Below are 26,532 nucleotides of genomic sequence, written 5' to 3'. Positions count from 1 at the left end.
TCAAGATTTTCCGGGCTGACGCACAGCTAGCTGCTCTAAGTGTGCGACAGCTCGAGATTTTCGGTGCTGACGCACGATTGGCAAGACTTAGTGTGACTCAACACCCGATTTCTCTCCCCCAAAAAATCACACGACACACTAAACTTTAAAAATCTTCTATCGTACCATTCGTTACTTTTACTTGCTTCAAGCTATTATCAATGAATATATATATGATGCCTGTATCAAAGTCTGTCGAGTTGTCCTTGTAGAAAATAGCTTTAAGTGCGCCAGACTCCTCTTTCACACTTCGGTCAATCTCAAATTTACCATTCGCTTTAACGACGAAGACTTTCTCTCCTCGACCGTAATTAAAGTAGTCGCTATCCACGGCTAAGTTGTACGGCACAATCGTCAGCAATACATTTGGTAAATGTTTCATTAAATATTGTACTGGGGATACTTGCAGCACTAAACTAACCACCGCCGATTTTGTTTCGCCGATGATTACATGGTCGATATCTTTAACTTTGGCATATTCAATCACATGATCCACAGCACGTCGTGACACTATCTCTCGAATTTCATATACCGCATTATATTTGTCTGCATAAAACTCAATCTGTTCTAAGTCGACAATCTTATTGTAGGCATGATCTTCATTTTGGTAATCTAACAGCAAAATATGGAATTTATCTTCTGGCAATAGCATGTCGTACGCACGATTAATCAGTTGTTCTCCTTCAACACCGTATCCAACGGCAACAAGGACATTTCTACTCATACAGGACCTCTCCTTTAAATAGGATTACTACAGCTAATATAAGGTATTTTTCATAAAAAGTTAAGTACTTTCTTTATCTCCAACAGTGCATGATTATTGCAAAATAAGTAAATTTCCATTAATAGCAATTATTTTTATTTTTATGAATAAGGATTATTTAATAGGGTATTGAAATAATGTGAAAGATTACATTTTTGATTAGATTGGAATCAATAAGTGAGGTGGGTATTTTTTGAGAAGGCTACTAGATGTTCTTTTCGGATTGGTAATACTCGTTTTCATGATTTACTTCATTTTTGATTATCTGAATTTATCGGGTGTACAGCCATATATTGATGATATGGAGAGTACAAGTTGGTTCCCATATGTACTTTATGTTTTCATGGCTTTAATGGTTATTATCGGTATTACGCTGATAATCATTGGATTGCGACCAACCAAACGAAGCAACAGACTTGTTTGGGAAACTGAAACAGGTAACCTTGAAATTCAGAAGGTGGCTGTTGAGAGTTTCATCAAAAAAGTTATTTCAGATGAACCAAATGTCGTCCATCATGACACAACATTAACTTTCCGTTCAAACAACGATGAACAAACCATCGAGGGTTCGATTGATGTATTGTGGGCTGCAAGCATGCATCACAGAGAACCATCGATACAGAAAATTGACGCACGCATTAAAGATAAACTGACTGAATTTACTCAGGCAGATTGCAGCGGTATAAACCTAAATGTGTTAGATCAACACAAAGACACTACGCGCAGAGTTATATAAGGAGGTTTACATGGATATTTTGAATCAGCTTAAAGCACACCCATTTATGGTGACTTTATTCATTGTCGCATTTTTCTCACTTACTTTAATCTTTTTAATTGGTGTATACAAGTTTGCACTAGTCATATTAATAAGTTTAATTTTTGGATTTGTTGGGTATTTGTTAGACCGAAGCGATATATTGACTAATAATACTAAACGGTAATATTATTTCAGATTATTAGTTGAAGTCGCAGCACTTAATTGCATGTGAAACGATAAGTAAAAATGTTGTTTACAATATTAAAAATTTATTTGGAGGTTTCTATTATGGCAGACAAAGAAAAATACAAAGAGCAGTACGACAAAACAGTTGGTGTTGACGAAGAGCAAAAGCGTTTAGAACAGGAAGAAGCAGAAGCAGCGAGAGAAAACGAAGTTGAAGAACAACAGTTCACGAACAAATTATCATTTGATGATGCAGTTGTTGAAAAAATCGTTGGTATTGCTGCACGTGAAGTCGATGGTATTTTAGCAATGAAAGGCGGATTCGGCTCTGGTTTGTTCGGACGTAGAGATGAGAAGAACGATGTTTCTCAGGGTGTAACTGCTGAAGTTGGTGAAAAACAAGCTGCGATTGACTTACGCGTTATTTTAGAATATGGTGAGTCAGGTCCTGAAATCTTTAAAAAAGTAACTGACGTTATTAAAGAACAAGTTAAGTTTATGACAGGTTTAGAAGTTGTTGAAGTGAACCTTCATGTTGAAGATGTTATGACACGTAAAGAATATGATCAGAAGAACGCTGAAAAAAATAGAGATGTAAACGTAGAAAGAGTACCAAATAATCGTTTAAACTAATATAATATTAAAACGAGCGATCTCACTTGAGATTGCTCGTTTTTGTGTTTATAACTTACCTTTTTTCAACTGTTTATAAATAAAAGTCTGTGCTGCTACTGGTATTGATATTAATACGATTAATATGATGTAGTAAACAAGCGCTTGTAGCCCCGTTTCCACGATATAACCATCATCACCCAACCAGTTCATCGTGATAGATGTCGCAAATCCCACAAAGATAAACAACCAAAAAACATTCACGATCCACCACAATATCATTTTAAAATTCATCTAAAAACCTCACAATGTGTAAAGCATATGGAGCAAATATTACTTACTTAAATACTTATGGAAAATGTTTCCAAGCTCCATTAAAAACTTTCTCGCTTCGACATTTGATTGCCAACCATCTGAACAAACTGAAAATGTCACCGTGTTACCTTCATACGATATGACGCCGAAATCATGCTCCAAGTTATTCACTGAACCTGTCTTAGATGCGATATAGAATTCTCTTTTTCCATCATCCTGATTTATCAAAAATCCACCAATACGGTCATTAAATTGCTGACGTTTCATAATATCGAGCAAGCGCTCGCGAAGATGTGTTGGGAAAACATCATTCTCTTCTGTAAGCAATTGCATCACTTGGTACAAGTCGTCGGCAGTTACTGTGCTGTTACGTCTGTCTTTATTGTCAAAGTCATAATACTTACCGCGCAAATACGAATCTTTCATACCAAATTTTTGATAATATTCATTCAAATCTTTAACACCAATATGATCGATGACCATGTTTGCAGCCGTGTTGTCTGAAATGATAATCGATAACACAATCGCGTCATACAATGTAATCTCTTTCGTATGCCCGAGCGTATGTAACACGCCACAACCATCGACAGGGTTTTCAACTGGAATCATTTTGTCTAGTTCGTTTTCAAATGCTAACATATTCGCCATTGCATTAGGAACTTTTACAGTACTCGCAGGGTAGTAAGTTTCACTTTCACGGTACTTTAAAACTTCATCACCTAAACGGATGACGTATGAGATATTACCGGATTGCTGATCTACTAATTCTTGAATCTCTTTTTCTAACATGGTATCCCTCGCTTAATTTTGTTGTGTTTAAAGCAATGATACCACGTATGCAATCTATATTACATTTAACTGAAACAACATTGCGACGATAAAAGCCCCGGTCAAACCAAGTCCTGTAACGACATTTAGTACATTTGGTTTTTCTTTTTCTATTGTATAGTCCTTACTTCTATCTTTTTGTTTTTGTAACATTTCTTTTTTATAATTCATCTGTTCCATTTTTGTCATTGCGACATATTTATCGACGAATCTAGCATACTCATTCGCAACTGGTACACACGCACCAAACTTAACCATTTCACCATAGTGTAGCCAAATCGCTTTATTACACATCTTACCGACTTGTTTTGCAGAGTGCGATACGAAGAAAATCGTCTTACCTTTTGCTTGAAATTCTTTAATCATTTCTCCAGATTTACTCGCAAATGTGTCATCTCCAACAGACAATGCTTCATCCACGATGAGTACATCCGGATCACTATGTGCAGAAATTGCAAATCCTAACCTTGATTTCATTCCGCTAGAGTATGTTTTTATCGGTTGGTCAATGAATTCTTCTAGTTCACTGAACTCAACGATCTGGTCGAATTTTTCATCGATTTCCGCTTCAGACATACCATACATCAAACATTTCATACGAATATTTTCTTCGCCTGTTAATTCCTGGTTTAATCCGGCGTTAATCGCAATCAGAGAACTTTTCCCACGAATCGTAATGTTACCTGTTGTCGGTTGTGTCACTTCACCGAGTAAATCAGACAACGTCGTCTTCCCTGAACCATTCAGCCCAACGATGCCGACAGAGTCTCCCTCTTCAACTTCAAATGAGATGTTGCGGAGCGCATAATATGGACGTTCTTTCGAATATAGACCAAATGAAAGAAGTGATAGCAGCCGATCTTTACGCTTCCGGTTTAAATCATATACTTTTGATACATTTTCAACCTTTACTTTGTAGGTCATAACTATCACTCCTTTTCTCTATAAATTAATTACTATTTTTTTACCATCAACTGTGACATAGAGAACATTATCTTCCCGCACTGTATTCACGTCTAACGCTGGATTCATTACTATCATTGTTTCGAAAACATACTCAGCACTAGAATCTGTGACTGAAAATGCGAGTTGTTTTGTATCGATTGTATTGCCAAATGATTTCGTATTCACTGCTTGAACTTTATCTTCAGACGGCTCTCGCACTTCGTATGAATCGACTGATTTTAACTGTTTAAGTAACACCGATTGACCGGATTTTAATTTTAGTGTCGCTTCTGCTTTCGAATGTTCCACGACTTCTACAGCATGGTGTAAGTTAAAATTTTGTACAAGTGTTTTATCTTCAGTCTTTGCTGAGTCAAATACAAATATAATCGGAAAGTCTTTTAGCTGGATGACCGTTCGGTAAAGACTGCTATCATCAAACGCTTCATTTTTACCTTTTGCAAGCGTGTGCGTATCGCTATCAAAATATGATGTTAAATCAATTGATCTTGTAAATCGGTTTTCATTTTCTCGAGGATATTGCTTGCCTTTCATGTACAACGTCGAATGCGCACGTGCGGATGTCATATAGCTTCGAACTGGACTTTTACTATAGTTAAAACGGCCTGCATCCACGAGAATATCCTCATCACCATACGATAATGTAATGCTTAAATCATCGGAGTGCTTGTGCGTTTTTCCTGACATTCCAGAGATAAAGGTCGTATAGACCGGCTTTGGTTTTTCATATTGCATAATAACTAAGCCAAGTTCGTAATCAAATACATTTTCAAACACTTTTGTGCCGACTTTACCACCTGAAGAATCACCGAGTTCAGGTAATTCATAATTGGGCTTTGCGATGAGACTGTAGTACTTTTTCGCTTTTTCTAAGTATTGCAGTATTACTTCACCAAGCGTGCGTTCGAACTGGTTTAAATAAGCTTCAAGCTCATCGTAAATTTTAATCACCATGCCATGATATGAAGGTGAATTTTCTAAATGAATGCCTTTTGCACTAAAGCTGTACCAAAACGTTTCGACTGCACGGCTAATGCCGAGCTGTACGAATTGTTCCTTATTCAAAATACGACCGATAATAATAAGCGCACGGTCCATCATTAAACTGTGATTATTGTATTTATATATACTTGGATCACTCATAATTTTAGCATGACGTTCTAACATCTTAGAGTAGCGTGAAGCATCCAATTCAAAGTGATTACGCGCATGGTATAAGAAGTGAATGAGAATCTGTGCGCGATTTGCAGTCGGGTGATCATACCACGTCATTGCACTGTCTGTCTTACCTTCAGCGTAATCCATCCACGATTCAACAATTTTTTTTGCTTTATCTAAGTAATTGAATTGATTCGTTTTTTCGTACTCTAATAACAGTGCACTAACGACACGCAAAGCCTGGATATAAAGTTGATAACTATGACCGTACTTTTTCTTAGTTACTTCCCAGTCAAACGTCTCATCGAAATCGACTGTTTCAAAATTAGGAAAAGGCTCGATAATGTCTTTCATTGCACGTTTCGCTATTCTAATCGAATCCTTATTACGCTTTATGAGTGGCAAGACATCTTTTTCATCGATTCTCTCAAGAAAAATATCTTCAGCGAACACTTTACCATCGAGCTTTTGCTCAATGCGTTCGAGCAGGCTGAAGAGTTCTTGATTTTTATCCTGTTCATTATCCGACTGACGTCGTAATTTTCTAAACATGGTTAGACACCTCTAGTTTGAGTGATTCACTTCTTTTTTCAATTCTTCAATCATACGGTCGAGATCAATATCTGGTTCTCTATAGCGCTTATATTTGTCATACATACTGTAAATTTCTAAAAACTTTAAGATGGCTTCTTCACGTTCTTCAGGTCGTGTCCGTTCAATTTTAGATATATACCAGTTTTTTACGTAAAAATTAAAGCGTTTCTCTAAGTACGTCTTCATCAAGTTGTTTTCTTCTAAAAACTTAATACGTTCGATTTCTAATTTATGATACTTATCGAAGAATTTGACACCGAGCGTGTTCGTCACAGAACCTTCTACAAACGCATAGTACATGTGTACATAAACATTTTTCGCCAGTGCTTTATTACAATGCAACATGACTTCTTGGAAGAATAATGTATCCTGTCCTGCTGCACCTTCAACCATTTTAATATCATTTTCTTGGAGTACTTCACGCTTTACGATCAATGCTTGAATACTTTGAGCGCGTAATCCCGCTTCTTCTAAGAACGATTTCGTATCTACAATCAGCGCGTTCCCGTTATTATACTTTCTCACTGTGCCGTGGTAGTTAAAGCGCTGACGTCTGATGTGGTCTTCTTTAATGATATTACCGACGACCATATCGAGTGACGCATCATCAATCAAAGATTGTAACATCTCTGCATAACCATCACCTGTCGCCTCATTATCTGGGTCCAAAAATGTAATATATGGACTCGATGCAATCTTCATACCTTCATTACGCGGTCGTGATGCACTGCCTGACCCTTCAGGAAACTCTAAATACACGATATCCGGATGTCTGCGATGCAAGCGCTCAATAATTTTAATTGTCTCATCGTCAGTACTACCGTCATTCACAAAAATGATTTCTAGATCATCAAAAATAGAAGAACGCAGCAGGCTGCGGAAACACTTATCTTCTAGATAACGACCATTATTATGAATCGGTACGATGACCGACAGCTTTTTATCCGTTTTTACGACGTGCTTTTTCTCAGTCATTATTTCAGTAAATGGAATATTATAGCCGCTGTAATTATTATTCTCTGTACTTGGCTGGTACACTTTCGCATCAAACATCGTCACATACTTACTGTCGTAACTGTTCGTAAATTCATGTTTGTTTGACTTCACCTTCGTGATGAAATCAACGTCCGTATACACGAATCCCGATAGCAGTTCGTTTATGTGATACTCTTCATAGATAAGATCATCGCTAAAGAATGTGATGAAATCATATGATGACAGTTCTTTTTCATTTAACTCTTCAGTCGTCACCAATTTTTTGAGCGAGTACATCTGCCGTTCAAAGTTTTCAAGCGCTGCATTTGTCTTAGATTCTACAACGACGAGTACGCGCTTTTTATCCTGCATTGAATCTAAACCTAAATTTTCTGCGATTTGATTGATTCGGTGGAACCCCGTGTGATTTAACATAACCTGATGAATCCCTTTTGCGCGTACTTCATCTAGCGTTTCTTCAGAGTGGTTATTTAAAATATTGTTTACATCTTTCGTATCATTGACGATAAAAACATTCGGAAACTTGTTGTTCACACCGACGCTATAATTCGACAGGATCAAATTACCGATCGCCTGCAATTCATATATTCGATTGGCAAACATCGTTTCTGAATACTTCACTGAGTTCACGTTTATCGCCCAACGGAACAAACGGTGGATGTTCATTAAATCCTGATGTTCAACGGGATATGTTAAATTGCTAATATATTTGCTCGGAAATTGATATCGTGTACGCTGTAAGTTCAAGTTTCTATCGATGATTGTCAAATCAGCACCGACATTGGCGACACCCTCAAAAATACGTGCGGAATCTTTATTTCTGACCGGATATTTTTCAGTCCAGCTACCTGCGAAAATGACATGGCGATCATAACCTTCCTGGTTTTCCGTACGTCTTGAACCAATTGGGTTATGATAGAGCGGGTTCACACCAAACTCCATTGTATACACATTGTTATGGTTACAGTATTCTTTATAAAGTGGCACCATTTCATTTGCTGATGTATAAACTTCATCACAAATCAGCGCTATCTCTTTAAACAAATGATAATTCACCGGGTCTTCCTTAGAGTAGAAAATAACTGGAATACCTAAATATTTTGCTTCTTCAATGAGTGAAAACAATAACTCTCGTTTCTCACTTCTCGGCGATGCCATGCCAGCCCAACTGTCATCTATACCACGCCAAGCAGTCGCTACGATTAAGAAATCGAGCGACGAATCGAGTGTACCCCAGTCGGATGGAATGTATTTTAAATTAACGACATCTTTATATGAGTGGTACAAAAACTCATCAGAAATAATCCCCACATCGAATGGCAGCTTTTTAAAGTATCTCGAGCCATTGCTCTTCGGAAGATTTGAAAGCTCTGTTGACAACTCGTCGAAGAAGTCAGTCTTTCCTTCTTCGTTAAATCGGTCATAATATTGTGAGATTTGATTATATTCTCGCTCTTGACTGATGTGTTCAAGCGCTTGAAAATAGTTATCTTTTAACAGTTTTAAGTAAAGGTTCAAACGTTTTTCCATCGGGAGGTCTTCGACAATTAGGCGCGTTTCATCCTGTTCATTTTCATTTGTATCAAAACGATCCGTCATTATTTTCTTCGCCCCCTTAGCAATTCCCAAAGCTTAACTTGGATGCGTCCAAGTTTAGATGACTTTAGATTACGATAATTTTTTTCGATCCGCTGTAAACGATCGATTTGATCTTCGTAACTTTTGATTTGTCTCTCATAGTCAATTTGGGCTTTCAATAAACTTTCTATAATTGGTTTCGTCTTATTGCGTTCCAATCGTAAAACTTCTTTTACATGTGTATCTAAATCATTCAGATTGCTGACAACATCAGGCACTTCAAGATTCGTATCCGATAGTTTTAACCAGTACTGTAAACGTCCCTTACGCACTTTTAATAAATCTAATGTAGGAAACGCGAGCTCTGCATAATACGTTGTATCAGCCATGCGTTTTTCAACATCGATGATGAAATTTGAATCTTTAAACAGCGGTACATCGGGTTCTATCGTCATCTCAATATCAAGTTGCTGACTTCGATGTAAGTCTTTCGGGTAAACAAACCCACGCAATTTCCCTTTCGTAAATAACATCTCTAACTCGTGTTCGCCATCGTAGATAAACCCTTTTGATGTGAGTAGTTTATCTTTAAATGCGAGATGTAGATCGCTGTTAATACCCATTCTCGTGTTAAATTCTGGTGTCGAAAAAGCTTCCGGATTTATCTTCACAGATTCCAAACGTTTCGGCATGACATAATATGAATGCTTAAGTCGTGTCCATCCCATAATTCGACCTTGGAATTGAATCAATCCATAATAGTCGTCCTCATGAGATTTCACACCAAGAATCATTACAAGTTGATGATTTAAATTACTTAATGTCCGCTCTGACAAAGAGACATTAAATTCGTCATAAATCTTTTGTGTTACGTCTTCATTTAACACAACTTGAAATAATTGTGGCAATTCAGTATGTTGTTTTAATTTTTCAATAAGATTTTTTGACATAAAAATCATCCTTACTTATAGTCTACAAGCCTATCTTTAAATCGATAATATATTTGCGAACCGATAAAAATTAGCAGCAACGTCAGTGTCCAAAAATAAATATGGTCTACCATATCTCCATATAGTGGCGCTTCATCATAGACGAAAGCATAGCGATAGTTCATGATGAGATACGCAAATGGATTGAGTGATGATAATCGCTGCAATATTTCATTCGCTTCACTCAGCGACCAGAATATTGGTGTTAAGAAAAATAACATTCGTATAATATTCTGTAAAACATTGCGCATGTCTCTCACAATAATAACAAGTGAAGACATGATAAGCGCAATTCCCATCACGAGTGCATACGTTGCAAATAATACATATATAACGGAGATATAATGTCCCGGTTCTGAGTAGCTCCCGATGAATCCGATGACCATGAGTATTGTCGTTGTAATGATAAAACTAAATAGACCATTCACAAACGATATCGTTAAAAATATACTTGCCGGGAACTTCATCTTCGTAACCAAATCCATCTGACCGCTAATTGCATTTGACATGCCATTGATTGAAGATGAGATGAACAGCCACGGGAAAATACCACTGATTAAATAGATTAAAAATGGAATATCATCGACATCCGAGCGTGGCCCACGCAGCCCTAATCCGAATACAACATAATAGATTAGTACTTGTAATGCGGGTTGTAAAATATCCCAAAACACACCTAAGTAATGATTTGCATACTTACTTTTCGTGCGATAGATTGCAAGTTTCCATATTAATTTTCGATGTTGCCATTGTTCCTGAGCAATACTCAAAATCTTATCCATTTTGTACTCCTTGCATTCATTGTACTATGTTATCAACAATTTACCCGCCTGGTTCCATGAATCACTTTCGTAGGACTTCATATACTCTACTGAAATTTTAACAGGTGTATCCATTAATTTTAAATTCACACCATCATTTATGTCTAGCACATCGTAGCGTTCGCGCAGTCGCTCTCCTTTAACAGTAACAAACACTTTATTGCGACCGGCTTCTCGTCGATATGTGCTACGGATGTTAATATTTATATCACTATCTGTTGTATTCCTCAGTACAATCTCGTAATTTTCAACAGATGAAATCATTTTAGGAGATGGCGTCACGGAGAGTTCCCCAGCTACTTCTTCAAGTAACATATTCTCATTGTGGCGAATACGCATATCTTTAAATGTCCTAGATCCGCTTCCATTCAACTCTAGTTTCTCCCACAATCCCTTAGTTTCATTCACACCAAAATAGTTTAACACACCCCAAAATTCATGGATGATGTGTTTGTGTAACTTATGTTGGCGCATTTCATCGATTGAAATTGAAGTGAATAAATCGATCAACTTACGCGTGTTCAAATATATGAATTCTTCAGTTGCAGGGTCGGTCTCAGATGTTAATGCACTATGCCAGTTCCCAAGTCTTGATTCTAGGTGATACACTTCAAAAAAATGTCTGCCTTTCGTCACGTCATGTGTTACTAAATTCCGCTCGAAATAAGCATCGAGTTCATCATCTACATTATAAAACGTTGAAAAGTCTTTTTGAAAATGTGTCATCAATTTTTTATATTCATTTAAGTCATCTATAATATGATCCAATTGAGGATCGTAGTCTGCTTTACCCACACCGAAAATCGTCGATTTAATGTGCAACGCTTTATAATACCCTTTGTCTTTATAGTATTGCGCGAGTCGAGGACTATGTTTAGAATTTAAGACTGCTTTATAGTATTCCGTATCTTCTGGCATACGATAATCGCCTAGGTTTATAATCGCATGATTCCAGTTCATGTTTTCCTTCATGTCACGCGTCACAGTTTCATCGATTTTATAAATCTTTTTTGCCATCGATGTCGCCAACATTTTTCTCGGTGTCATGTATGTCAAAAATTCAATTCTAGATTGTAATGCATGTGCGATGGCAGCGGATGTGCGAGAATCCATACCCGCAGTCAATGTTAAGAATATATCACCTTTATATTGAGCAAGCCAATCATTCTGAGCTTCAAAGTACGGCTTCAATGACTGAACTGCCGATAAAACACTCTGTTTCGTTTGTACTGACCTTGGATAAATACGCTCCTTAGAAAATGGACTGAGCGTGTACTTGATGCTCGGATTCACTTTCCAAATCGAATCAAAGCGTGTGAAATCCAAATCATTTGTTATATTTAATGGACGTCTATTTACTTCGAAACCATTGTTTTGAAGTATTTCAGCAAGCAGCATATCATGACTTGCTATGATGTTTGAATGTTCATGATAGTTTCCAGGCAATAGATTCGATGCATCACTATAATATTCAATCTGATTATCTTTAATACGAATCATGACGAATCGGCCGTTGATGAATTCAAGATTTTCCACGAAATTGTTCGAGTAGATCAAATCATGCATAATTACTTCTTTCGTTTTGTTTCCATCACGAATATCCAGCACATAGCCGAGCACAACGAGCGTTATATCATTCTCTGTCATACGCTCACAATCCACAGTTGTTGAATGAACCAACTTATGTCCAAGAAGATTAACCGATTCGCATTCACTGACCATGCTGATATCAAATTCATTCGGTATGATGGCGTAGCTATGATGATAGATTTGATTTTGATACTTCATAGCACATCCTCCTTACTCATTCACAACGATAAAACTACGCGTCATAAATGTATCCAGATCGAGTTCTTTTGTTTTCTCTACACTTTGGACGACTGTTTTCATATATTTTTGCTGAATGCGTTTCATAAACGTATCCAGTTTTGATGCTTCATTCAAACCAAGGATGAGCAATGCATTTTTATTGTCTACTTTTTTAATGTAACCTGTAACGCCTAATTTAACAGCTGCAAGACGCACGCGCTCTAAATATCCCGGTGTGAGTACATTCGCATGTACTTCGTATACCCATACACGGTCATTTTCTACAGTGGGTTGGCCAATAGTCACATCATCAACGACAGATGATTTAAGCGCTTGATCTATATCGTTGATATCAAAATAGAAGTTATGCTTTTTCGCACCCTTTGTTTCTGGGAAGTAAAAATCAATGACTGCTGCAGCTAGGTTCACGGGTGCACCTTCCGTAGGGTACATATGAAATGGCATTTCTGCAGTTGCATTGATCTCAAGTACAATACACTTAGTTGGATCATCTGGACTGATGATGACATCCACACCGCCCTGAACCATACCATCTACTGACTTTAATGCACGCACAGCCATCTCCTTTACTTCGTCTGAGATCAAGTGCGTTTCATCGATTCCTTCACCACCGGATGATAAGTTTGTGAGGTTCTTGATAAAGACCTGTTCACCTTTAGGCAACACGCTATCTTCAGATAAATTGAGTTCTTTAAGTCTGCGCTTCATTTCATAATCGCGCTTAATTGGCTTTTTCTTTAAGTAAGGGTTCTTTTTTCGCTCTTTGTTTTTTGCATCAATGAGCTCAGAAATTGTCGATAATCCGTCCCCGGTGACATTTGCAGGTATTCTGTTTACTGCACTGAACATCGTATCACCAATCGTATGCATACGATATTCTTTACCAAAATAATGTTTTTCTACAAGTACGCGCTTATAAACGATATTCTTTTTATAATGTTGGATGATTTCATCGACTTCATCACTGCTCATAATATTTGTAAATACACCTTTACCCATCGTTCCTTCTGTCGGCTTGATGACGACTGGATAGCCAATTTTCTCAGCATATGTTCTGATATCATCCACTTCATTCACATGAAATTCTTCACTCTCTGCGATGCTGACACCCGCTGCTTTAAACTTATCAATTGTTTTTTTCTTATCATGACAAATGTTAAACATCGATTCTGTTACTTTATCGCCTCGAGAGCGGTAGAAGAAATGTGTCTTCTCACCATCTGAAAGTGAAAACACCAATTTCCTTAATGACTTTTTACTCTTATGCACAACGATGTTTGGCACATTAGATGCTTCTTTATAATATTTTAAAGTCAGTCCACGACGGTAGCCTTCCATCGCTATGAGTAGCGCGTCGAGTTCAAAACCTGAAACGGAATCGAGCATGCGCTGCGGATATTTTGGAATTGGCTCAGTGCTCATAAAATCACCCTTTTATATCTTTCTCGTTTAATTTAAGTCTATTCATGATGTAATCAGTATATAATGAATCGCTTTATGATGCATTTCTCAGCTGAATGAATATTTTAATTTAACTTCGGTTATTATACAATCGTATTACATATTATTATAATTCATTTGAGAGGTGAAGGCATGAAAGTCACATATGACGATATTTTATCAGCACGTGAAAGAATCCAAGATACAGTATTTGAAACACCTATTATTCGTCTCTACCATCTCGAGGAAACACTCGGATGCCACGCCTATGCGAAGCTTGAAAACACACAATTGACGCATTCATTTAAAATTAGAGGTGCATTGAATGCGATAAGAAAACTAAGCCCAGATGAATTATCTCGCGGAGTCATCGCAGGTTCTTCTGGTAACCACGGACAAGCCGTTAGTTATATCGCAAAGTTACTAAGCATCCCATGTGTCATCGTCGTTCCAGAAACTGCTTCGCCATTCAAAATTGAAAAGATAAAAAACAATGGCGCGCGCCTCGTGTTTTGTCCAGCTGAAGAACGTACTGAAGTTGCGAATAGGATATCTAAAGAAGAAGGTCTGACGTTGATTTCATCTGCAGATCATGAAGATATTATAGCTGGGCAAGGTACAATAGGGCTCGAGTTAAATGAGAGCGAAGTTGATTTTTCTCATGTCGTCGTACCAATGAGCGGCGGTGGTTTGCTCAGTGGAATTGCACTTGCTGTCAAAGAAGGTGGCTCAAATGCACAAGTGATCGGTGTCGAATCCAATCAAATTCCTCGTTTCACTACAAGTATTAAAAATGATGAAATCACATGTGTTGAAACCAAGGAAACGATTGCTGATGCTTTGATTTTAAATAAGCCTGGTGTTATTACATTTGACTTAGTCAAAACATTTGTCGATGAATTAATGGCAATCGATGATGAGGACTCGTTAAGAAAGGCGAGACGAATGCTTTTAGATTCACAACAGATTCTTGCTGAACATTCGTCTTCAATTGGCATCGCTGCATGTCTTGAAGGGAAGCTAAAGTTCTCCCCTGATGATCACGTATGCTTTGTGATTTCTGGTGGTAATACGTTACTCGACTTCTAATGTGTCTGACCGAGCTCACTTTTTACATCCGTCTCATGAATTGTAATGACTTGAATGATTGCTTTCAAACCAATCACAAGTTCATGCAGTGAAAGTGACGGATATTTATTGTCTTCGACTTGATCGTGAATAAACGGAACGTGAATAAAACCAAACTTTAAGTTTGGATATTTTTTTTCTTGTAAGTAACCGAGACTGTAGAGCACATGGTTACACACGTAAGTACCCGCACTATTTGAAAGGCTCGCTGGTATATCCACTTCACGAAGCGCTTCGACCATGCGCTTTACAGGTAAGTTAGAAAAATATGCACGCTTACCGTCTTCAAATATCGTCGCATCGATGGGTTGATTACCAAGATTGTCCGGGATACTCGCATCATCGATATTAATCCCAACACGTTCTGGTGTCACTGCCGGACGCCCGCCCGCCTGGCCAACCGCAAGCACGACATCGTAGTGTTCTGTCTCTAATTTTTCTTGAATTTTATCCATCGAGCGGTGAAACGCTGTCGGAATTTGCATTACTTCGATTGAGGCACTATTGATTTCACTTGGCAGACCATTCACTGCTAACCACGATGGGTTAATCGCTTGATCTCCGAAAGGTTCAAAACCTGTTACTAAAATTTTCATATGTATTCCCCCGTTTATATCAACTATACCACTTTAACATGTACGTTCTTCTTCTTATGCTATAAAAAACAAGCACCATCGCTGGCGCCTGTCGTTAATTATTAATTATTTACCAAATTTTTTCGAAATATCGTCGATTGCATCGTTTGCTTTCTTACCTGTATCATCGACAAATTCTTTCGCTTTACCAACTAACTTGTCTTTCTTACCTTCTTTTTCTACTTCTTTATCGCCCGTCGCGTTACCTACTGTCTCTTTCACGTTACCTTTTAATTGATCTTTCTTACCTTCTAATTCACTCATGGTATCACCTCATAAAAGATTTGTTGTACTCAAATTATTCCCACTATTACACGATTCTAAACAATTGAAGCATTATACCCATTTAAATGATATAGATAAAAACTCACATTTCCTATAGTATAAAAAATGGGTATTCGGATTATCGTGTGGAAAAACATTATAGCTGGTAGATTTTTGCTAAACTAAGGTCAGGCTAGTTGAAGAGTATCTTTTATTTTCTAAGTAATTGTGGTAGCATAAAAATGAACTAGAAAACTGTAGCTAGGGTTCCGCTATCTAGGTAGGTCAGTGACCGAGGGCTACATCTTTTACAATATGTAAAAGGCACCTATTGACATAAAAGGTCCGAGGGGGAAGGTTCAGCGTAGTTGTTATGCGTTGAAATCTTTCTCTTCGGCTCTTTTTTTATTATTTAGGAGGTATTTATCGTATGAAAAGGATCGATGATTTGAAAGCTGGTGTTGCAGTTATTATTTTGAATGAGGAGAACCAAGTTTTGTTGCAAAAAAGGTCCGATGTAGGACTTTGGGGTATTCCTTCAGGACATATAGAAATAGGGGAAACAGTTTCTGAAGCAGCTATTAGAGAAATAAAAGAGGAAACCAATTTAGATATTAGAATTAAAAAGCTTATAGGTGTGTACTCTGAGCCTGATTCTCAGGTTTTTACTTATCCAAGTGGAAGAGTAGTGCATTTTATAACAACTTGTTTTCTTGCTGAAATTACTGGGGGTGAACTACGATGTAATTCTTCTGAGTCACAAGAAATTCAATTTTTTGAACAACAAAGTTTACCAAGAGACTTATTGAAAATGCATCCTCAATGGTTAAATGACGCCCTTGCCAATGATGACTTAGCTTTTATTCGTTAAAAAGTAAATCCTTGTTAAGTTAACGGGGGGATTAGTAAAAAGAGGGGTTCAGATAAAAAATTCCACACTATTTTCCGATTACCCTAAAAAATAAAAGGGATATTGCTATGGACCAAGGTGTAATCGATTACGTAAATAATATTGAAGACGAAGATAAGCGACATGCGATAGAACAATTGATTGAGACGTTTGAGGCACACATTGGAGACGGATTTGAATTGACGATCAACTATGGCATGCCATGTTACATCGTTCCATTTGCGAAATATCCGCAAGGCTACCATGTGGATCCGACGCTCCCACTTGGATACATTGCTTTTGCCGCTCAAAAACGACACATCGCCGTCTATGCATCTCCAGTTTATATGGATGAGGAACTACATGACTGGTTCGTTTCAGAGTATCCAAATCATATGACGACGAAACTCAACATGGGCAAGTCTTGTATACGATTCACAAACCCGAAGAAAGTCCCATATGAATTGCTCGGTGAACTGGTAGGAAAACTTGACATTGATACTTACATTGACACATATGAAGCAAACGTTGAACGAACACGAAACAGCAGAAAATAAGCGTCCAATTTTGGACGCTTTTAATGGTTAAAAGAGTGATTTTCTATATTCAAGGTAACGTTCTTTACTCACAAAAGCATTTGAAAATGCTGCGATTGCAAAGATAAAGTTTGAAGCAAAAATTACGACATAAAATGCAGTATCTGCAGCATCTGCGACATCTCCGTGAGCGATTATCGCAATATAAGTCCATAAACCAACTAGTGGGATAATCCAGTCGCGTGTTTTAATCGTAAATAACACGATGATAATCGCAACGACACCGAGTGTCAGCGTTGTGACCAGCGTTTCATCAAACGGTGCGTTGAATGTTACGCCCATCTGATCAAACCACGTGAACACATTGACGACCATCGCCAGTGAAACCCATCCGAGATATAAAGATAATGGTAGACGATCTAACCAATGATAGTCATAATGTCTATTCACTTCAACATACATCCAAATGACTGTTAACCACAGTGTTAAAATGACAAGGACTGAAGTGAATAACCACTCCTGAGTAAATACAATAATCCAAATACTATTGAGTACGAAATTTAAAGCCGGTATCCATTGAATACTGATTTGAATTTTATCGCGTGAATTTTTAACAACAAGCATGCGAATAATCCATGCGAAAAGTCCCAGGTAAATTAAACCCCAAATAGAGAATGCATACCCTGCGGGTTGAATCAATGTGTCGTATTTGTTTGCTACCTCTGAAACATTTCCGCCTGCAATAAAATTGATGATGATCATCACAATAAATAATGCGAGGTAGTAAACCGGTAATCGATTATGCTTTGACATATATCTGCCACCTTCCATGTCAATTAAGTTTTAAAATCCTATGATGCAAAAATAAATTCCATAGCCGATCAACCATACAGCACTCCACACACAGTATTTTGCTGTCATGGATAACTGTTTAAAGACATAGTGGCTGAGCATATAGCTGAGAATAGATATGAATAGAAAACGTGCCAGTCGGGCTGGAATACTCACCATTAAGAATATAGCGAGTGATGTATATTCTGGTGCCACGGATGCAAAGATTTTATAGGGGACACCGAATAACGGTCCGGTAATCAGTGCGACGAACACATTAGATGACAACTGTTCATGTACATGTTCGACCATATGTGGATGAATTGCAGGAACGTTCATCAATACGTTGATCAAATCAGTACCACCTGCACTGAGGCTATACGTAATTGTACCACCAACAATTGCACCTAAAACACAAATAAAATTCGCTAAAATAACGCGGACAAACCCATTTTTTTGAATTGCATACAGGCTGAGCAACACATCCGGTATAATGAAAAATAGTGTCGACTCTGCAAAGCCCCATATAAAAATCGCTATTACCATGAACATATTCGCACTACCATTCTTTGAAATGACCTTCTTGTTGCAGCTCATCCATTCTTGTATTTAATGCATCCATAAACGCGCGTTTATCTTCCTCAAATTTAAATGGATTACCGATGAATATATCAACAATAATGGGGATGAAAAAGAACGAACCTTTTGGCAACGCCTTTCCTAATCCATGTAAAAATACGGGTACAATCGGCACATCTGGGCGTTCACGCATCAAGTAATAGACGCCACTCTTATAACGACTGAGTTTCTCCGCTTCACCACGCGAGCCTTCAGGGAATACGATGATAATCCCACCATCATCAAGCGCATCAACCATCGGAGCAAACAACCCCTTTATGTCGCGCGTCATCTTCCGTTCGATTGGAATAATGTTCATTACTTTCGTTGAAAACCATGCAAGAAACTTATTCTTAAGAAAATAATCCGATGCGGCGACAGGGCGGACTTGATCAAAACTTTTTCCTCTGAACAATGACATGAGTACGAGCGTATCCAAGTGACTGTTATGGTTTGCCACAATCACACACGGTCCTTCTTGTGGAAGGCGTTCATAATGACGCGCATTCATGCCGAGTACGAGTAAGACAAGTGGACGTACAATCAGTGAAAATAGAAATCGACGCATATATGCCGCCTCCTAAATTAGAAATAGAAAAAGCGTGTAAAGTGCAAGAATAGCGGTGCAGTATACGTGAGAGAATCCACACGATCCAAAATACCACCGTGTCCTGGAATAATCGATGATGTGTCTTTTATCGCTAAATCTCGCTTCAATGCAGAGATATTCACATCACCAATAAAGCCCATGAGCGCAATGTACAGCCCGGAAATGATACTTGCTAAGATGCTAAACGGCGTTAAAAGCGGTGCTAAAATAACTGCCAGCACCGTCGTCGTCAGCAATCCGCCAACAAATCCTGCCCACGTTTTATTTGGTGATACTTTTGGCACAATTTTCTTTTTCCCAAGCATTTTACCCCATAGGAACTGTGCAACATCATTTGCCTGTGTCAAGACGACCAAGTAGAGCACGAGTCCTGCGCCGATCAATCCATTTTCCTTACCAGGAAGGACGAGTGAGAATGCCAGGTGTGATAGACCAAACACCATAAGCATCATGCCCCACTGGACAGAAGCAATGGACTGTAGGAAATTTTTTGTATCCCCGACAAAGATTGCTTGAATCGGAATCAATAAGAACATGTATACAGGAATAAAGATAATGAACATGCCATATTGTTCGAAATATATAAATAAAAACTGAATAGGAATTGCTAAATATGCCCAAAATAACACCAATCGGTGTGCGCGATTAAATGGAATCAATGAGAAATATTCTTTGAGTGCAAGAAAGCATAGTAAAGCCATAAAAATTAAAGAAATCGTTGAATGCAACACAATCGCAATTGCAAAGATGATGAACATCACCCACCAAGAGCGAATGCGTAAATCTACTTCGTGCAGTGCATCACTTGGCTTGCGACGCTTTAAAACCGCTGTAACAATCGTTGCAATAACGAGCACAGCGACAATCCCAACAAAGACATACATCAAATCATCTGAGAATATTCCTAGATTCATCGTCTGGCACCACCACGTTCCATACGGAAGTAAATATTAACTAAAATAGCCGCTGAAGCAAGTAGGAAAACAACCCATAGCAAACCTTCAGGTGGTATACCAATTATTAAAAGTACACTCAATGTACCGACGAGCAACGCACGATCACTTTTCCCCATCGGGCCATCATAACGACGTTCCCCCGTCACAACTTCTGCGATTATACCTGTCATTTCACTCACGGCAGATAAAACAACAAATGCTAAAATAATCCATCCACCATTCGGTAAGATAAACATCCATGGCAGATACAGTGCAGCATCACTAATTACATCTGTAATTTCATTTAAATATTTCCCACGTACCGACTTCATGTTGTAACGCTTCGCTAACACGCCATCCACAGCATTTAATGCCATGCGAATAAATAAAACGATTGGAATAAGGACAAAGATCCATGTTGAATCATGATTCATGGCAAATAAAACACCGACAATGATCGACAATATACACGTAAAAATGGTCACTTGGTTCGGCGTTATATTGCGCTCGTGAAGTGCGCGCACAACGGGTAAAAGCAACTGTTGAAATTTTGGTTTGAATTCATAAATACTGGCCATATCTTCACCTCATAAACATATTCTATAATCTGTATACCCCATTCAATCTAAAAGTAAAAAAGCCACGTCAATCACGTGACTGGTTTTACTTATTATTCTGTAAATCTGGCGTGACCCGCAATATAATTCACGCTCGGGAAATTCCTAACTGTGAGTATATGAGGACGGACGCCATCTCTAAGTACTTGGTAAATTGGCAATTGTAACGATGCATCATGTGATTCTTTCGTTTTCCACACTTCATATACGAATAGTGCATCATCACTTTTTGGATCCACACCTACTATGTATGCTTTGCAATCATCAATACCATTCATTTCTTCAGCAACTTCAAGTAAGTGTTTTCTAATAATGTGGCCTTTATCTTCTTTCGCAATGATGCCACTGTAAACAGCATAGCCTTCCATTCAATACACCCTCTCGTCATAATAATCCCATTATAACACGATAAAAACCCAAAGGTTGAATGAATATACAACCTTTGGGTGGATTTATAATTCTTTCTAGAATCGACCTTTATCGTGGTCGAACGCATCTTCACGCGCCTCATCCGCACGCAATGTGTCATCTAATCGATTCGAACGCTTTTCACGATTTCCTTCATCATCAAAATCTAAATCATTCGATTGATTAAGTGCTTCTCTAGACGCTTCCTCTTCATCGAGATCCTTATCTTCTCTGAGGATTTGGTCTTCATCACGATAATCTTCGTATTTGTCGTCAGTTGATGGCGCTTCTACATCATCTAAGTTGTTGTATGGCCCTTTATCTTCTTGTGGAATATCCCATGCATCGACTGAATCATTTCTTTCTCGATCTGCATTCACTGTACGTCTCTCAACATTTCCTGAGCGTTCAATCTCAATATCTCGCGCAATTGTTTCATCTTTCATTTCTGCATTATCAATTGAGTCTTCCGTGCGTGCTTGATTATCGAAATCTTCTGCGACACCTTTATTCTCTAGATTCTGTTCATGAATGGCATCATTCGTCACTTCTTGTCTAACACGATCATCTTCAGGATCTTCTAGTGGTTGATTATAATCGTCATCAGGATTCTTGTCTTTTTCGATAAAATCATCGATAGGCTCGTCGACTGGTTCTGTCTTAAAATCATTATCCAGACCATTTGAACGATCTTCGCCAAGCACATCTGTATTATCATCTACCGGCTGATTATAGTCAGCGGCAGGATCGTTGTTCTCACGATCTGTAAAACGCTCGATTGGTTCTTCATCTAATTCTCTTTCAAAATCATTGTCAATATTATTTGGGTCCTCTTCATTAAATGCATCATTAATGTCATCCACTGGTTCAGAATGGTCATTTATTGTATTGTTGTTCTCACCCGTAAAATTATTGACTGGTTCTTGCTCAGTTTCTGTCTCAAATTCATCGTCAAGATTTTGTGTGTTCTCTTCGTTAAATCCTTCGGTATTGTCCACTGAATCAAAACGATCATCCTCGTCTACATCATCTTCATCTTTGTCGAGCTCACTCACGTCATCGCGAGGATTGTCCTTACCGAACGCAAATTCTTTGTTGCGTTCATTATCAGTATCCATGCCTTCTTCTTTGTTACCAGTTTTAAGTCCTTCAGCATTTTTAGTTTCTCTTAAATATTCTTCATCATTCAAACGATGTGTTTTATGCTCTGGTAAAGACCCTTCATCAGTATCTACTTTATTTTGTTCGTCAAAGAAATCATTGTCTGATGCTTCTCTTTGATCTAACGTACCTTCGTTCCCAACATTTTCGTCAACTTCATCTTCGTTGTTAAACATCGGCTCGCGACCAGCATCATGCGAACCAAACTGTGCACCAGCGAGTGTTGCTGATTTTTTATCTGTGTCTACGACACCGTCAGTATGATCATCTTTACTCATATCATAATGTTCGCCATCTAATGCACCATCAAAATCATGAGAAGCATTGAACACGATGATATCCTCTTGATCAATTGCCTGACGACATGTTTCACGTTCCTCTTCCGTCAAATCAAGGCTGTTCAGCACTTTATCTTCAGGAAGTTCATCAGTAAATAACGATGAAATTTTTTCCATGATACCGCCTTCAGAATCCTTGTACGTAACATTAGGATAACGTGAAGACAACTCTACTAAACGCGACTTCGATACGATTGTGACATCTTCTTCGTTTACACCGTGACCTAAAATATCTTCTAGATGTTTCAACACTTGTTGTTCAGAGCTAAATCTCTCAAACTTGTTCATTTATAAAACCTCCAAAGATTTTTACATACATGATGACACACGTTCTAGCTGAATATGTGTTATTAAAGTACCCGGCAAAATGAAGTTTCAAACCACAGTGTCAGTCGGATTTTTGGGGTTTGCGGTACGATTTGGTAGTCTTGCTGGTTGTCTTGCTGTGCGGCAGCTCGGATTTTCTTGGGCTCACGCACACTTTTGTTCTCCAGATGTGCGGCAGATTGGATTTTCTTGGGCTGACGCACACTTTTGTTCTCTAGATGTGCGGCAACTCAGATTTTCATGGGCTGACGCACACTTTTGTTCTCTAGATGTGCGGCAACTCAGATTTTCATGGGCTGACGCACACTTTTGTTCTCCAGATGTGCGGCAGATTGGATTTTCTTGGGCTGACGCACACTTTTGTTCTCCAGATGTGCGACAGATTGGATTTTCTTGGGCTGACGCACACTTTTGTTCTCTAGATGTGCGGCAGCTCGGATTTTCTTGGGCTCACGCACACTTTTGTTCTCCAGATGTGCGGCAGCTCGGATTTTCTTGGGCTCACGCACACTTTTGTTCTCCAGATGTGCGGCAGATTGGATTTTCTTGGGCTCACGGGCTCATAACTGGGTTTACGCGCCAATGAGACTTGCTCATAGACACGCAGATTGATTTGCGTGCCAATGAGACTCGCTCACGGACACGCAGATTGATTTGCGTTCCAATGAAACTTGCTCATAGACACGCAGATTGATTTGCGTGCCAATGAGACTTGCTCACGGACACGCAGATTGATTTGCGTTCCAATGAAACTTGCTCATAGACACGCAGATTGATTTGCGCGCCAATGAGAGTTGCTCATTGACACGCAGATTGGTTTGCGCGCCAATGAGACTCGCTCACGGACACAGAATTTTAAAAAATGAACCTACATGACTCATTTCACCTCATGTGCAACAGTAAACGACCTGAAGTGTTCCTCAGCACTGATTTTTTTTCGTGAGGAACAGTATTGTATGTTCCAAAGTGTTACTCAGCACGTATTTTCAACCTCGGGAGTCCCATCCCAATACATTTTCAAATCCATACCAAGCAAAAATCACCTCAAAACCCAACTTTTGAGGTGATTTTGAGGTGATTCGAATACAATCTATGATTTAATTTACACTCGCAACGTAACGAACTGTCTTCGTACGTGCCAATGAATAATCTTTTAGCTCATTAAAAGCGTAAGTGTGCGGGTCGACTTCTACGGACTGGTTTTCATTGATACGCATCGCAATGCCTTCTGACTCATGTGTGTCTAAATGCTCAGTTATAATCGTAATGACATAACTTTTATCGCCTGTAATTATCCCTGTTAAATATTGAACTTCGTCATTCTCACCAGACAACTGGAGAAATATTTCATCGCTACTCCCGAGCAAACTGTTAACGTCTTCTACTTCTGCCCAAATCTCTGCCATCGTTTGATCTGAGTGGTCATGAATATATCTCATAAATTCATGGACGTCATCTGTTGGAATATCAAGCGTAAATTGACCACCCGTCGTATTGGAAATAAACAGATTTAAATCTTCTGTATTTTCAAATCCAACATGATGCAACAACAGATAAAAAGCATTCATGTCATTTTCAAATGTACCAGCAACGAGTTCTCTCAAAGTAAATGAACCTTCGGTAAAGTCGCTCTCTGATGAACCATTCATGTTAATTGCATAGTTTGATCTCACTGTTTCAATTTCATCGGTATATGCAAACTCTTGATCCCAACTCACGCCACCGCGTTCAATTTTATTTAATGTATACGCAAGTACAGCAACTCTTCCGAGCGGTGTATTATTAAAATTTAAATCTTTATTGATACCCGCATATTGTGTCTCTTCATCTAACATATCGACCTGAATTAACGTCGGAAAATCTGCAAACTGATTTAAAATGTTTTGAAAATGTACATGCACTTCTGGTGGATAGTCATGTCTAACAATCGTTGGAACATAGCTGTCTACTGTTTCTTCACCAACGTCACTGTCTTCTTCGGATGATTCATCATCTGATTCTGCACCATCTTCAGTCGACTCATCATCTGTCTCTTCTCCATCTTCCTCAGTCGTCTCGCCCTCCGAATCGTCACCATCCTCATCTACCAAACTTTCACCACTCGGTGGACTGACGATAAGTTCATCTCCTGGATGAATAACGCCATTAGATATGTCATTCCATGACTCTAAATCTTCTACGGTTACACCATAGAGGGTAGATATTCCGTATAAACCTTCACCGGGTTGTACAACATGTATCTGTCCTTCTTCTTGGGCAAATACTGCCGGTGAAAACAATAGGGTAATTATAAATATGCCTGTAAAAAACTTTACTAATCGTTCCATAAGCATCCCCTTACTTTCTTAACGTTTACTATTTTGGTCTTGACTTAGAACTTCATTCACATCTCTGGCAATATTGCTGATTGTGTCATCTCCAGCGATGCTCGTTAAAACAGTGATGACATAGTCATGATCACCTTCAACAATTGCTGTCGAATGATTCACTTGATTCGTTCCACCGATTTTTTGATACGTATCATCAGCAACGACATCCAATTTCTGTTCATCATAATCAGTTGTCGCCATCATTTCCTTAACGCTGTCATCCTCATGTTCATAAATATAGCGCATCACTTTTGACATCTGTTTTGCTGTAATTTGAAGTTGGAATGAAGATGCTTGGTATACATCGCGCGTAAATTCAGCAAACGCTTCTTCATATGCGTGACCGACGTAGTAAAGCAACATGTTACTCGCCATATTGTCTGAATTTTTTAGTGTCATTTCTGTCAATTCTTCGAGTGTGTATTCATTTATTCGGTAACTCTCATATTGCATGATGCCACTCCCACCCCATGCATATGATAACGGCTGTTCATAAATCAAATCGTCATACATATATGTGTCATCCCAAGACAAAACACCTTCATCGACTTGGTGTAAAACAAAAGCAGCGAGTACGATTTTAGGGACAGATGCACCATACACAAATGTCGTGCCTTCAATCGACGCTGATCTTTTATCGTTTTCTAGAGATTCTACATAGATATAGACAGGATAGCCACTATACTGTTCAAGCACTTCTTGTAGCTCGTCATGAATTAAATCATCACGACCATAAAGTCCAGGCGATAAAATTTCCAAATATTGACCTTGCACAAGCTCTTCACTTTCTAGATTATTCCACGCCATGATTTGTTTTGTGGACACATCGTAATTATCTGCAATACTCTCCAGTGTTTCGTTTATGCCAACCGTATGATACACTGGCTCATCAGTTGTTTGCGCATGAACATCAACGCTGATAAAAAGCAATGTAAACATTGTTATTATATAGATTAAAACATTATTACTTCTCATTACGAATTCACCTAATTAT

General features: G+C 38.4%; 27 protein-coding genes. 5 read left to right on the top strand and 22 right to left on the bottom strand.

Annotation, left to right across the window (positions count from 1 at the left end; all coding sequences use genetic code 11):
• Nucleotides 1–145: 145 nt before the first annotated feature.
• The gene (locus BMW30_RS04660) at nt 146–763 is read right to left on the bottom strand and encodes an adenine nucleotide alpha hydrolase family protein (protein WP_091474393.1); all 618 of its coding nucleotides are present in this window, start codon (nt 761–763) and stop codon (nt 146–148) included.
• 232 nt (nt 764–995) lie between these two features.
• On the opposite strand from BMW30_RS04660, the gene amaP reads away from it, so the two are divergent.
• Both amaP and BMW30_RS04645 read left to right on the top strand, forming a co-directional pair.
• On the top strand, nt 996–1,538 hold the full coding sequence (gene amaP, locus BMW30_RS04655; RefSeq protein WP_091474391.1) for an alkaline shock response membrane anchor protein AmaP: 543 nt from the start codon (nt 996–998) through the stop codon (nt 1,536–1,538).
• Nucleotides 1,539–1,844: 306 nt separating this feature from the next.
• A complete protein-coding gene (locus BMW30_RS04645; protein ID WP_377910599.1) occupies nt 1,845–2,378 on the top strand; it encodes an Asp23/Gls24 family envelope stress response protein in 534 nt (177 codons plus the stop codon).
• 48 nt (nt 2,379–2,426) lie between these two features.
• Here the strand turns inward: BMW30_RS04645 and BMW30_RS04640 are convergent, their stop codons facing one another.
• Genes BMW30_RS04640 through BMW30_RS04600 form a run of 9 tightly spaced genes read right to left on the bottom strand, consistent with a single transcriptional unit; the run spans nt 2,427 to nt 13,854 of the window.
• Nucleotides 2,427–2,651 carry a hypothetical protein gene (locus tag BMW30_RS04640; protein ID WP_091474385.1) on the bottom strand — a complete coding sequence of 75 codons (225 nt, stop codon included), beginning with the start codon at nt 2,649–2,651 and terminating at the stop codon, nt 2,427–2,429.
• 39 nt (nt 2,652–2,690) lie between these two features.
• A complete protein-coding gene (locus BMW30_RS04635; RefSeq protein WP_091474383.1) occupies nt 2,691–3,461 on the bottom strand; it encodes a serine hydrolase in 771 nt (256 codons plus the stop codon).
• Between the two features lie 54 nt (nt 3,462–3,515).
• Entirely contained in the window at nt 3,516–4,424 is a 909-nt protein-coding gene (locus BMW30_RS04630; RefSeq protein ID WP_091474381.1) for an ABC transporter ATP-binding protein, read from the bottom strand.
• A gap of 18 nt (nt 4,425–4,442) precedes the next feature.
• A complete protein-coding gene (locus BMW30_RS04625; protein WP_091474379.1) occupies nt 4,443–6,176 on the bottom strand; it encodes a heparinase II/III domain-containing protein in 1,734 nt (577 codons plus the stop codon).
• Nucleotides 6,177–6,188: 12 nt separating this feature from the next.
• Entirely contained in the window at nt 6,189–8,813 is a 2,625-nt protein-coding gene (locus BMW30_RS04620; protein WP_245705632.1) for a glycosyltransferase, read from the bottom strand.
• Entirely contained in the window at nt 8,813–9,742 is a 930-nt protein-coding gene (locus tag BMW30_RS04615; RefSeq protein WP_091474377.1) for a hypothetical protein, read from the bottom strand. Before BMW30_RS04615 ends, BMW30_RS04620 begins: the two co-directional genes overlap by 1 nt.
• Before the next feature lie 11 nt (nt 9,743–9,753).
• The gene (locus BMW30_RS04610; protein ID WP_091474375.1) at nt 9,754–10,563 is read right to left on the bottom strand and encodes an ABC transporter permease; all 810 of its coding nucleotides are present in this window, start codon (nt 10,561–10,563) and stop codon (nt 9,754–9,756) included.
• 24 nt (nt 10,564–10,587) lie between these two features.
• Nucleotides 10,588–12,390 (bottom strand): hypothetical protein, encoded by a 1,803-nt coding sequence (locus BMW30_RS04605; RefSeq protein ID WP_091474373.1) that lies wholly within the window; start codon nt 12,388–12,390, stop codon nt 10,588–10,590.
• 12 nt (nt 12,391–12,402) lie between these two features.
• On the bottom strand, nt 12,403–13,854 hold the full coding sequence (locus tag BMW30_RS04600) for an ATP-binding protein (RefSeq protein WP_091474371.1): 1,452 nt from the start codon (nt 13,852–13,854) through the stop codon (nt 12,403–12,405).
• Nucleotides 13,855–14,025: 171 nt separating this feature from the next.
• Here BMW30_RS04600 and BMW30_RS04595 point away from each other — a divergent pair, with 171 nt between their 5' ends.
• Nucleotides 14,026–14,961 (top strand): threonine ammonia-lyase, encoded by a 936-nt coding sequence (locus BMW30_RS04595; protein ID WP_091474370.1) that lies wholly within the window; start codon nt 14,026–14,028, stop codon nt 14,959–14,961.
• On the opposite strand, the gene pcp is transcribed toward BMW30_RS04595, so the two are convergent.
• Both pcp and BMW30_RS04585 read right to left on the bottom strand, forming a co-directional pair.
• Nucleotides 14,958–15,596, bottom strand: a complete 639-nt coding sequence (gene pcp / locus BMW30_RS04590) for a pyroglutamyl-peptidase I (RefSeq protein ID WP_091474368.1) — start codon at nt 15,594–15,596, stop codon at nt 14,958–14,960. The two genes, BMW30_RS04595 and pcp, sit on opposite strands and share 4 nt — an antisense overlap.
• A 105-nt stretch (nt 15,597–15,701) precedes the next feature.
• A complete protein-coding gene (locus tag BMW30_RS04585; RefSeq protein ID WP_091474366.1) occupies nt 15,702–15,899 on the bottom strand; it encodes a CsbD family protein in 198 nt (65 codons plus the stop codon).
• 430 nt (nt 15,900–16,329) lie between these two features.
• Between BMW30_RS04585 and BMW30_RS04580 the strand changes: the two genes are divergently transcribed.
• Both BMW30_RS04580 and BMW30_RS04575 read left to right on the top strand, forming a co-directional pair.
• Complete coding sequence (locus BMW30_RS04580) at nt 16,330–16,770, top strand: NUDIX domain-containing protein (protein WP_091474364.1); 441 nt, start codon at nt 16,330–16,332, stop codon at nt 16,768–16,770.
• 107 nt (nt 16,771–16,877) lie between these two features.
• Nucleotides 16,878–17,345, top strand: a complete 468-nt coding sequence (locus tag BMW30_RS04575; protein ID WP_091474362.1) for a DUF1801 domain-containing protein — start codon at nt 16,878–16,880, stop codon at nt 17,343–17,345.
• A gap of 27 nt (nt 17,346–17,372) precedes the next feature.
• On the opposite strand, the gene BMW30_RS04570 is transcribed toward BMW30_RS04575, so the two are convergent.
• The 10 genes from BMW30_RS04570 to BMW30_RS04525 all read right to left on the bottom strand — a co-directional run bounded on the left by BMW30_RS04570 (nt 17,373) and on the right by BMW30_RS04525 (nt 26,513).
• Nucleotides 17,373–18,137: a TspO/MBR family protein gene (locus BMW30_RS04570; RefSeq protein ID WP_180366220.1), complete on the bottom strand. Its 765-nt coding sequence runs from the start codon at nt 18,135–18,137 to the stop codon at nt 17,373–17,375.
• Between the two features lie 30 nt (nt 18,138–18,167).
• Nucleotides 18,168–18,701, bottom strand: coding sequence for a hypothetical protein (locus tag BMW30_RS04565; RefSeq protein ID WP_143248990.1), 534 nt, complete (start codon nt 18,699–18,701; stop codon nt 18,168–18,170).
• Between the two features lie 13 nt (nt 18,702–18,714).
• Entirely contained in the window at nt 18,715–19,341 is a 627-nt protein-coding gene (locus tag BMW30_RS04560; protein ID WP_091474356.1) for a lysophospholipid acyltransferase family protein, read from the bottom strand.
• A gap of 17 nt (nt 19,342–19,358) precedes the next feature.
• On the bottom strand, nt 19,359–20,297 hold the full coding sequence (locus BMW30_RS04555) for a phosphatidate cytidylyltransferase (protein WP_091474355.1): 939 nt from the start codon (nt 20,295–20,297) through the stop codon (nt 19,359–19,361).
• Nucleotides 20,294–20,896, bottom strand: coding sequence for a CDP-alcohol phosphatidyltransferase family protein (locus BMW30_RS04550; protein ID WP_091474353.1), 603 nt, complete (start codon nt 20,894–20,896; stop codon nt 20,294–20,296). Before BMW30_RS04550 ends, BMW30_RS04555 begins: the two co-directional genes overlap by 4 nt.
• 92 nt (nt 20,897–20,988) lie before the next feature.
• The gene (locus BMW30_RS04545; protein WP_091474351.1) at nt 20,989–21,303 is read right to left on the bottom strand and encodes a putative quinol monooxygenase; all 315 of its coding nucleotides are present in this window, start codon (nt 21,301–21,303) and stop codon (nt 20,989–20,991) included.
• A gap of 96 nt (nt 21,304–21,399) precedes the next feature.
• A complete protein-coding gene (locus BMW30_RS04540; RefSeq protein WP_091474349.1) occupies nt 21,400–23,130 on the bottom strand; it encodes a general stress protein in 1,731 nt (576 codons plus the stop codon).
• Between the two features lie 320 nt (nt 23,131–23,450).
• A complete protein-coding gene (locus tag BMW30_RS10555) occupies nt 23,451–23,678 on the bottom strand; it encodes a hypothetical protein (RefSeq protein ID WP_091474348.1) in 228 nt (75 codons plus the stop codon).
• Between the two features lie 588 nt (nt 23,679–24,266).
• On the bottom strand, nt 24,267–25,496 hold the full coding sequence (locus tag BMW30_RS04530) for a LysM peptidoglycan-binding domain-containing protein (protein WP_180366219.1): 1,230 nt from the start codon (nt 25,494–25,496) through the stop codon (nt 24,267–24,269).
• A gap of 18 nt (nt 25,497–25,514) precedes the next feature.
• Nucleotides 25,515–26,513 (bottom strand): serine hydrolase, encoded by a 999-nt coding sequence (locus BMW30_RS04525; RefSeq protein WP_091474344.1) that lies wholly within the window; start codon nt 26,511–26,513, stop codon nt 25,515–25,517.
• Nucleotides 26,514–26,532: the final 19 nt, after the last annotated feature.

Source organism: Aliicoccus persicus, assembly GCF_900110815.1.
Lineage (GTDB): Bacteria > Bacillota > Bacilli > Staphylococcales > Salinicoccaceae > Aliicoccus > Aliicoccus persicus.
This window is presented reverse-complemented; position numbering and strand designations above follow the sequence as displayed.

What these genes read in the sequence shown, in the direction of transcription:
- BMW30_RS04595 (WP_091474370.1), top strand. Translation starts at nt 14,026, where the DNA reads ATGAAAGTCACATATGACGATATTTTATCAGCACGTGAAAGAATCCAA.
- BMW30_RS04615 (WP_091474377.1), bottom strand. Translation starts at nt 9,742, where the DNA reads ATGTCAAAAAATCTTATTGAAAAATTAAAACAACATACTGAATTGCCA.
- BMW30_RS04560 (WP_091474356.1), bottom strand. Translation starts at nt 19,341, where the DNA reads ATGCGTCGATTTCTATTTTCACTGATTGTACGTCCACTTGTCTTACTC.
- BMW30_RS04610 (WP_091474375.1), bottom strand. Translation starts at nt 10,563, where the DNA reads ATGGATAAGATTTTGAGTATTGCTCAGGAACAATGGCAACATCGAAAA.
- BMW30_RS04540 (WP_091474349.1), bottom strand. Translation starts at nt 23,130, where the DNA reads ATGAACAAGTTTGAGAGATTTAGCTCTGAACAACAAGTGTTGAAACAT.
- pcp (WP_091474368.1), bottom strand. Translation starts at nt 15,596, where the DNA reads ATGAAAATTTTAGTAACAGGTTTTGAACCTTTCGGAGATCAAGCGATT.
- BMW30_RS04580 (WP_091474364.1), top strand. Translation starts at nt 16,330, where the DNA reads ATGAAAAGGATCGATGATTTGAAAGCTGGTGTTGCAGTTATTATTTTG.
- BMW30_RS04625 (WP_091474379.1), bottom strand. Translation starts at nt 6,176, where the DNA reads ATGTTTAGAAAATTACGACGTCAGTCGGATAATGAACAGGATAAAAAT.
- BMW30_RS04640 (WP_091474385.1), bottom strand. Translation starts at nt 2,651, where the DNA reads ATGAATTTTAAAATGATATTGTGGTGGATCGTGAATGTTTTTTGGTTG.
- BMW30_RS04630 (WP_091474381.1), bottom strand. Translation starts at nt 4,424, where the DNA reads ATGACCTACAAAGTAAAGGTTGAAAATGTATCAAAAGTATATGATTTA.
- BMW30_RS04620 (WP_245705632.1), bottom strand. Translation starts at nt 8,813, where the DNA reads ATGACGGATCGTTTTGATACAAATGAAAATGAACAGGATGAAACGCGC.
- BMW30_RS04660 (WP_091474393.1), bottom strand. Translation starts at nt 763, where the DNA reads ATGAGTAGAAATGTCCTTGTTGCCGTTGGATACGGTGTTGAAGGAGAA.
- BMW30_RS04635 (WP_091474383.1), bottom strand. Translation starts at nt 3,461, where the DNA reads ATGTTAGAAAAAGAGATTCAAGAATTAGTAGATCAGCAATCCGGTAAT.
- BMW30_RS04600 (WP_091474371.1), bottom strand. Translation starts at nt 13,854, where the DNA reads ATGAGCACTGAGCCAATTCCAAAATATCCGCAGCGCATGCTCGATTCC.
- BMW30_RS04575 (WP_091474362.1), top strand. Translation starts at nt 16,878, where the DNA reads ATGGACCAAGGTGTAATCGATTACGTAAATAATATTGAAGACGAAGAT.
- BMW30_RS04530 (WP_180366219.1), bottom strand. Translation starts at nt 25,496, where the DNA reads ATGGAACGATTAGTAAAGTTTTTTACAGGCATATTTATAATTACCCTA.
- BMW30_RS04525 (WP_091474344.1), bottom strand. Translation starts at nt 26,513, where the DNA reads ATGAGAAGTAATAATGTTTTAATCTATATAATAACAATGTTTACATTG.
- BMW30_RS04570 (WP_180366220.1), bottom strand. Translation starts at nt 18,137, where the DNA reads ATGTCAAAGCATAATCGATTACCGGTTTACTACCTCGCATTATTTATT.
- BMW30_RS04550 (WP_091474353.1), bottom strand. Translation starts at nt 20,896, where the DNA reads ATGGCCAGTATTTATGAATTCAAACCAAAATTTCAACAGTTGCTTTTA.
- BMW30_RS04585 (WP_091474366.1), bottom strand. Translation starts at nt 15,899, where the DNA reads ATGAGTGAATTAGAAGGTAAGAAAGATCAATTAAAAGGTAACGTGAAA.
- BMW30_RS04565 (WP_143248990.1), bottom strand. Translation starts at nt 18,701, where the DNA reads ATGGTAATAGCGATTTTTATATGGGGCTTTGCAGAGTCGACACTATTT.
- BMW30_RS04555 (WP_091474355.1), bottom strand. Translation starts at nt 20,297, where the DNA reads ATGAATCTAGGAATATTCTCAGATGATTTGATGTATGTCTTTGTTGGG.
- BMW30_RS04605 (WP_091474373.1), bottom strand. Translation starts at nt 12,390, where the DNA reads ATGAAGTATCAAAATCAAATCTATCATCATAGCTACGCCATCATACCG.
- BMW30_RS04545 (WP_091474351.1), bottom strand. Translation starts at nt 21,303, where the DNA reads ATGGAAGGCTATGCTGTTTACAGTGGCATCATTGCGAAAGAAGATAAA.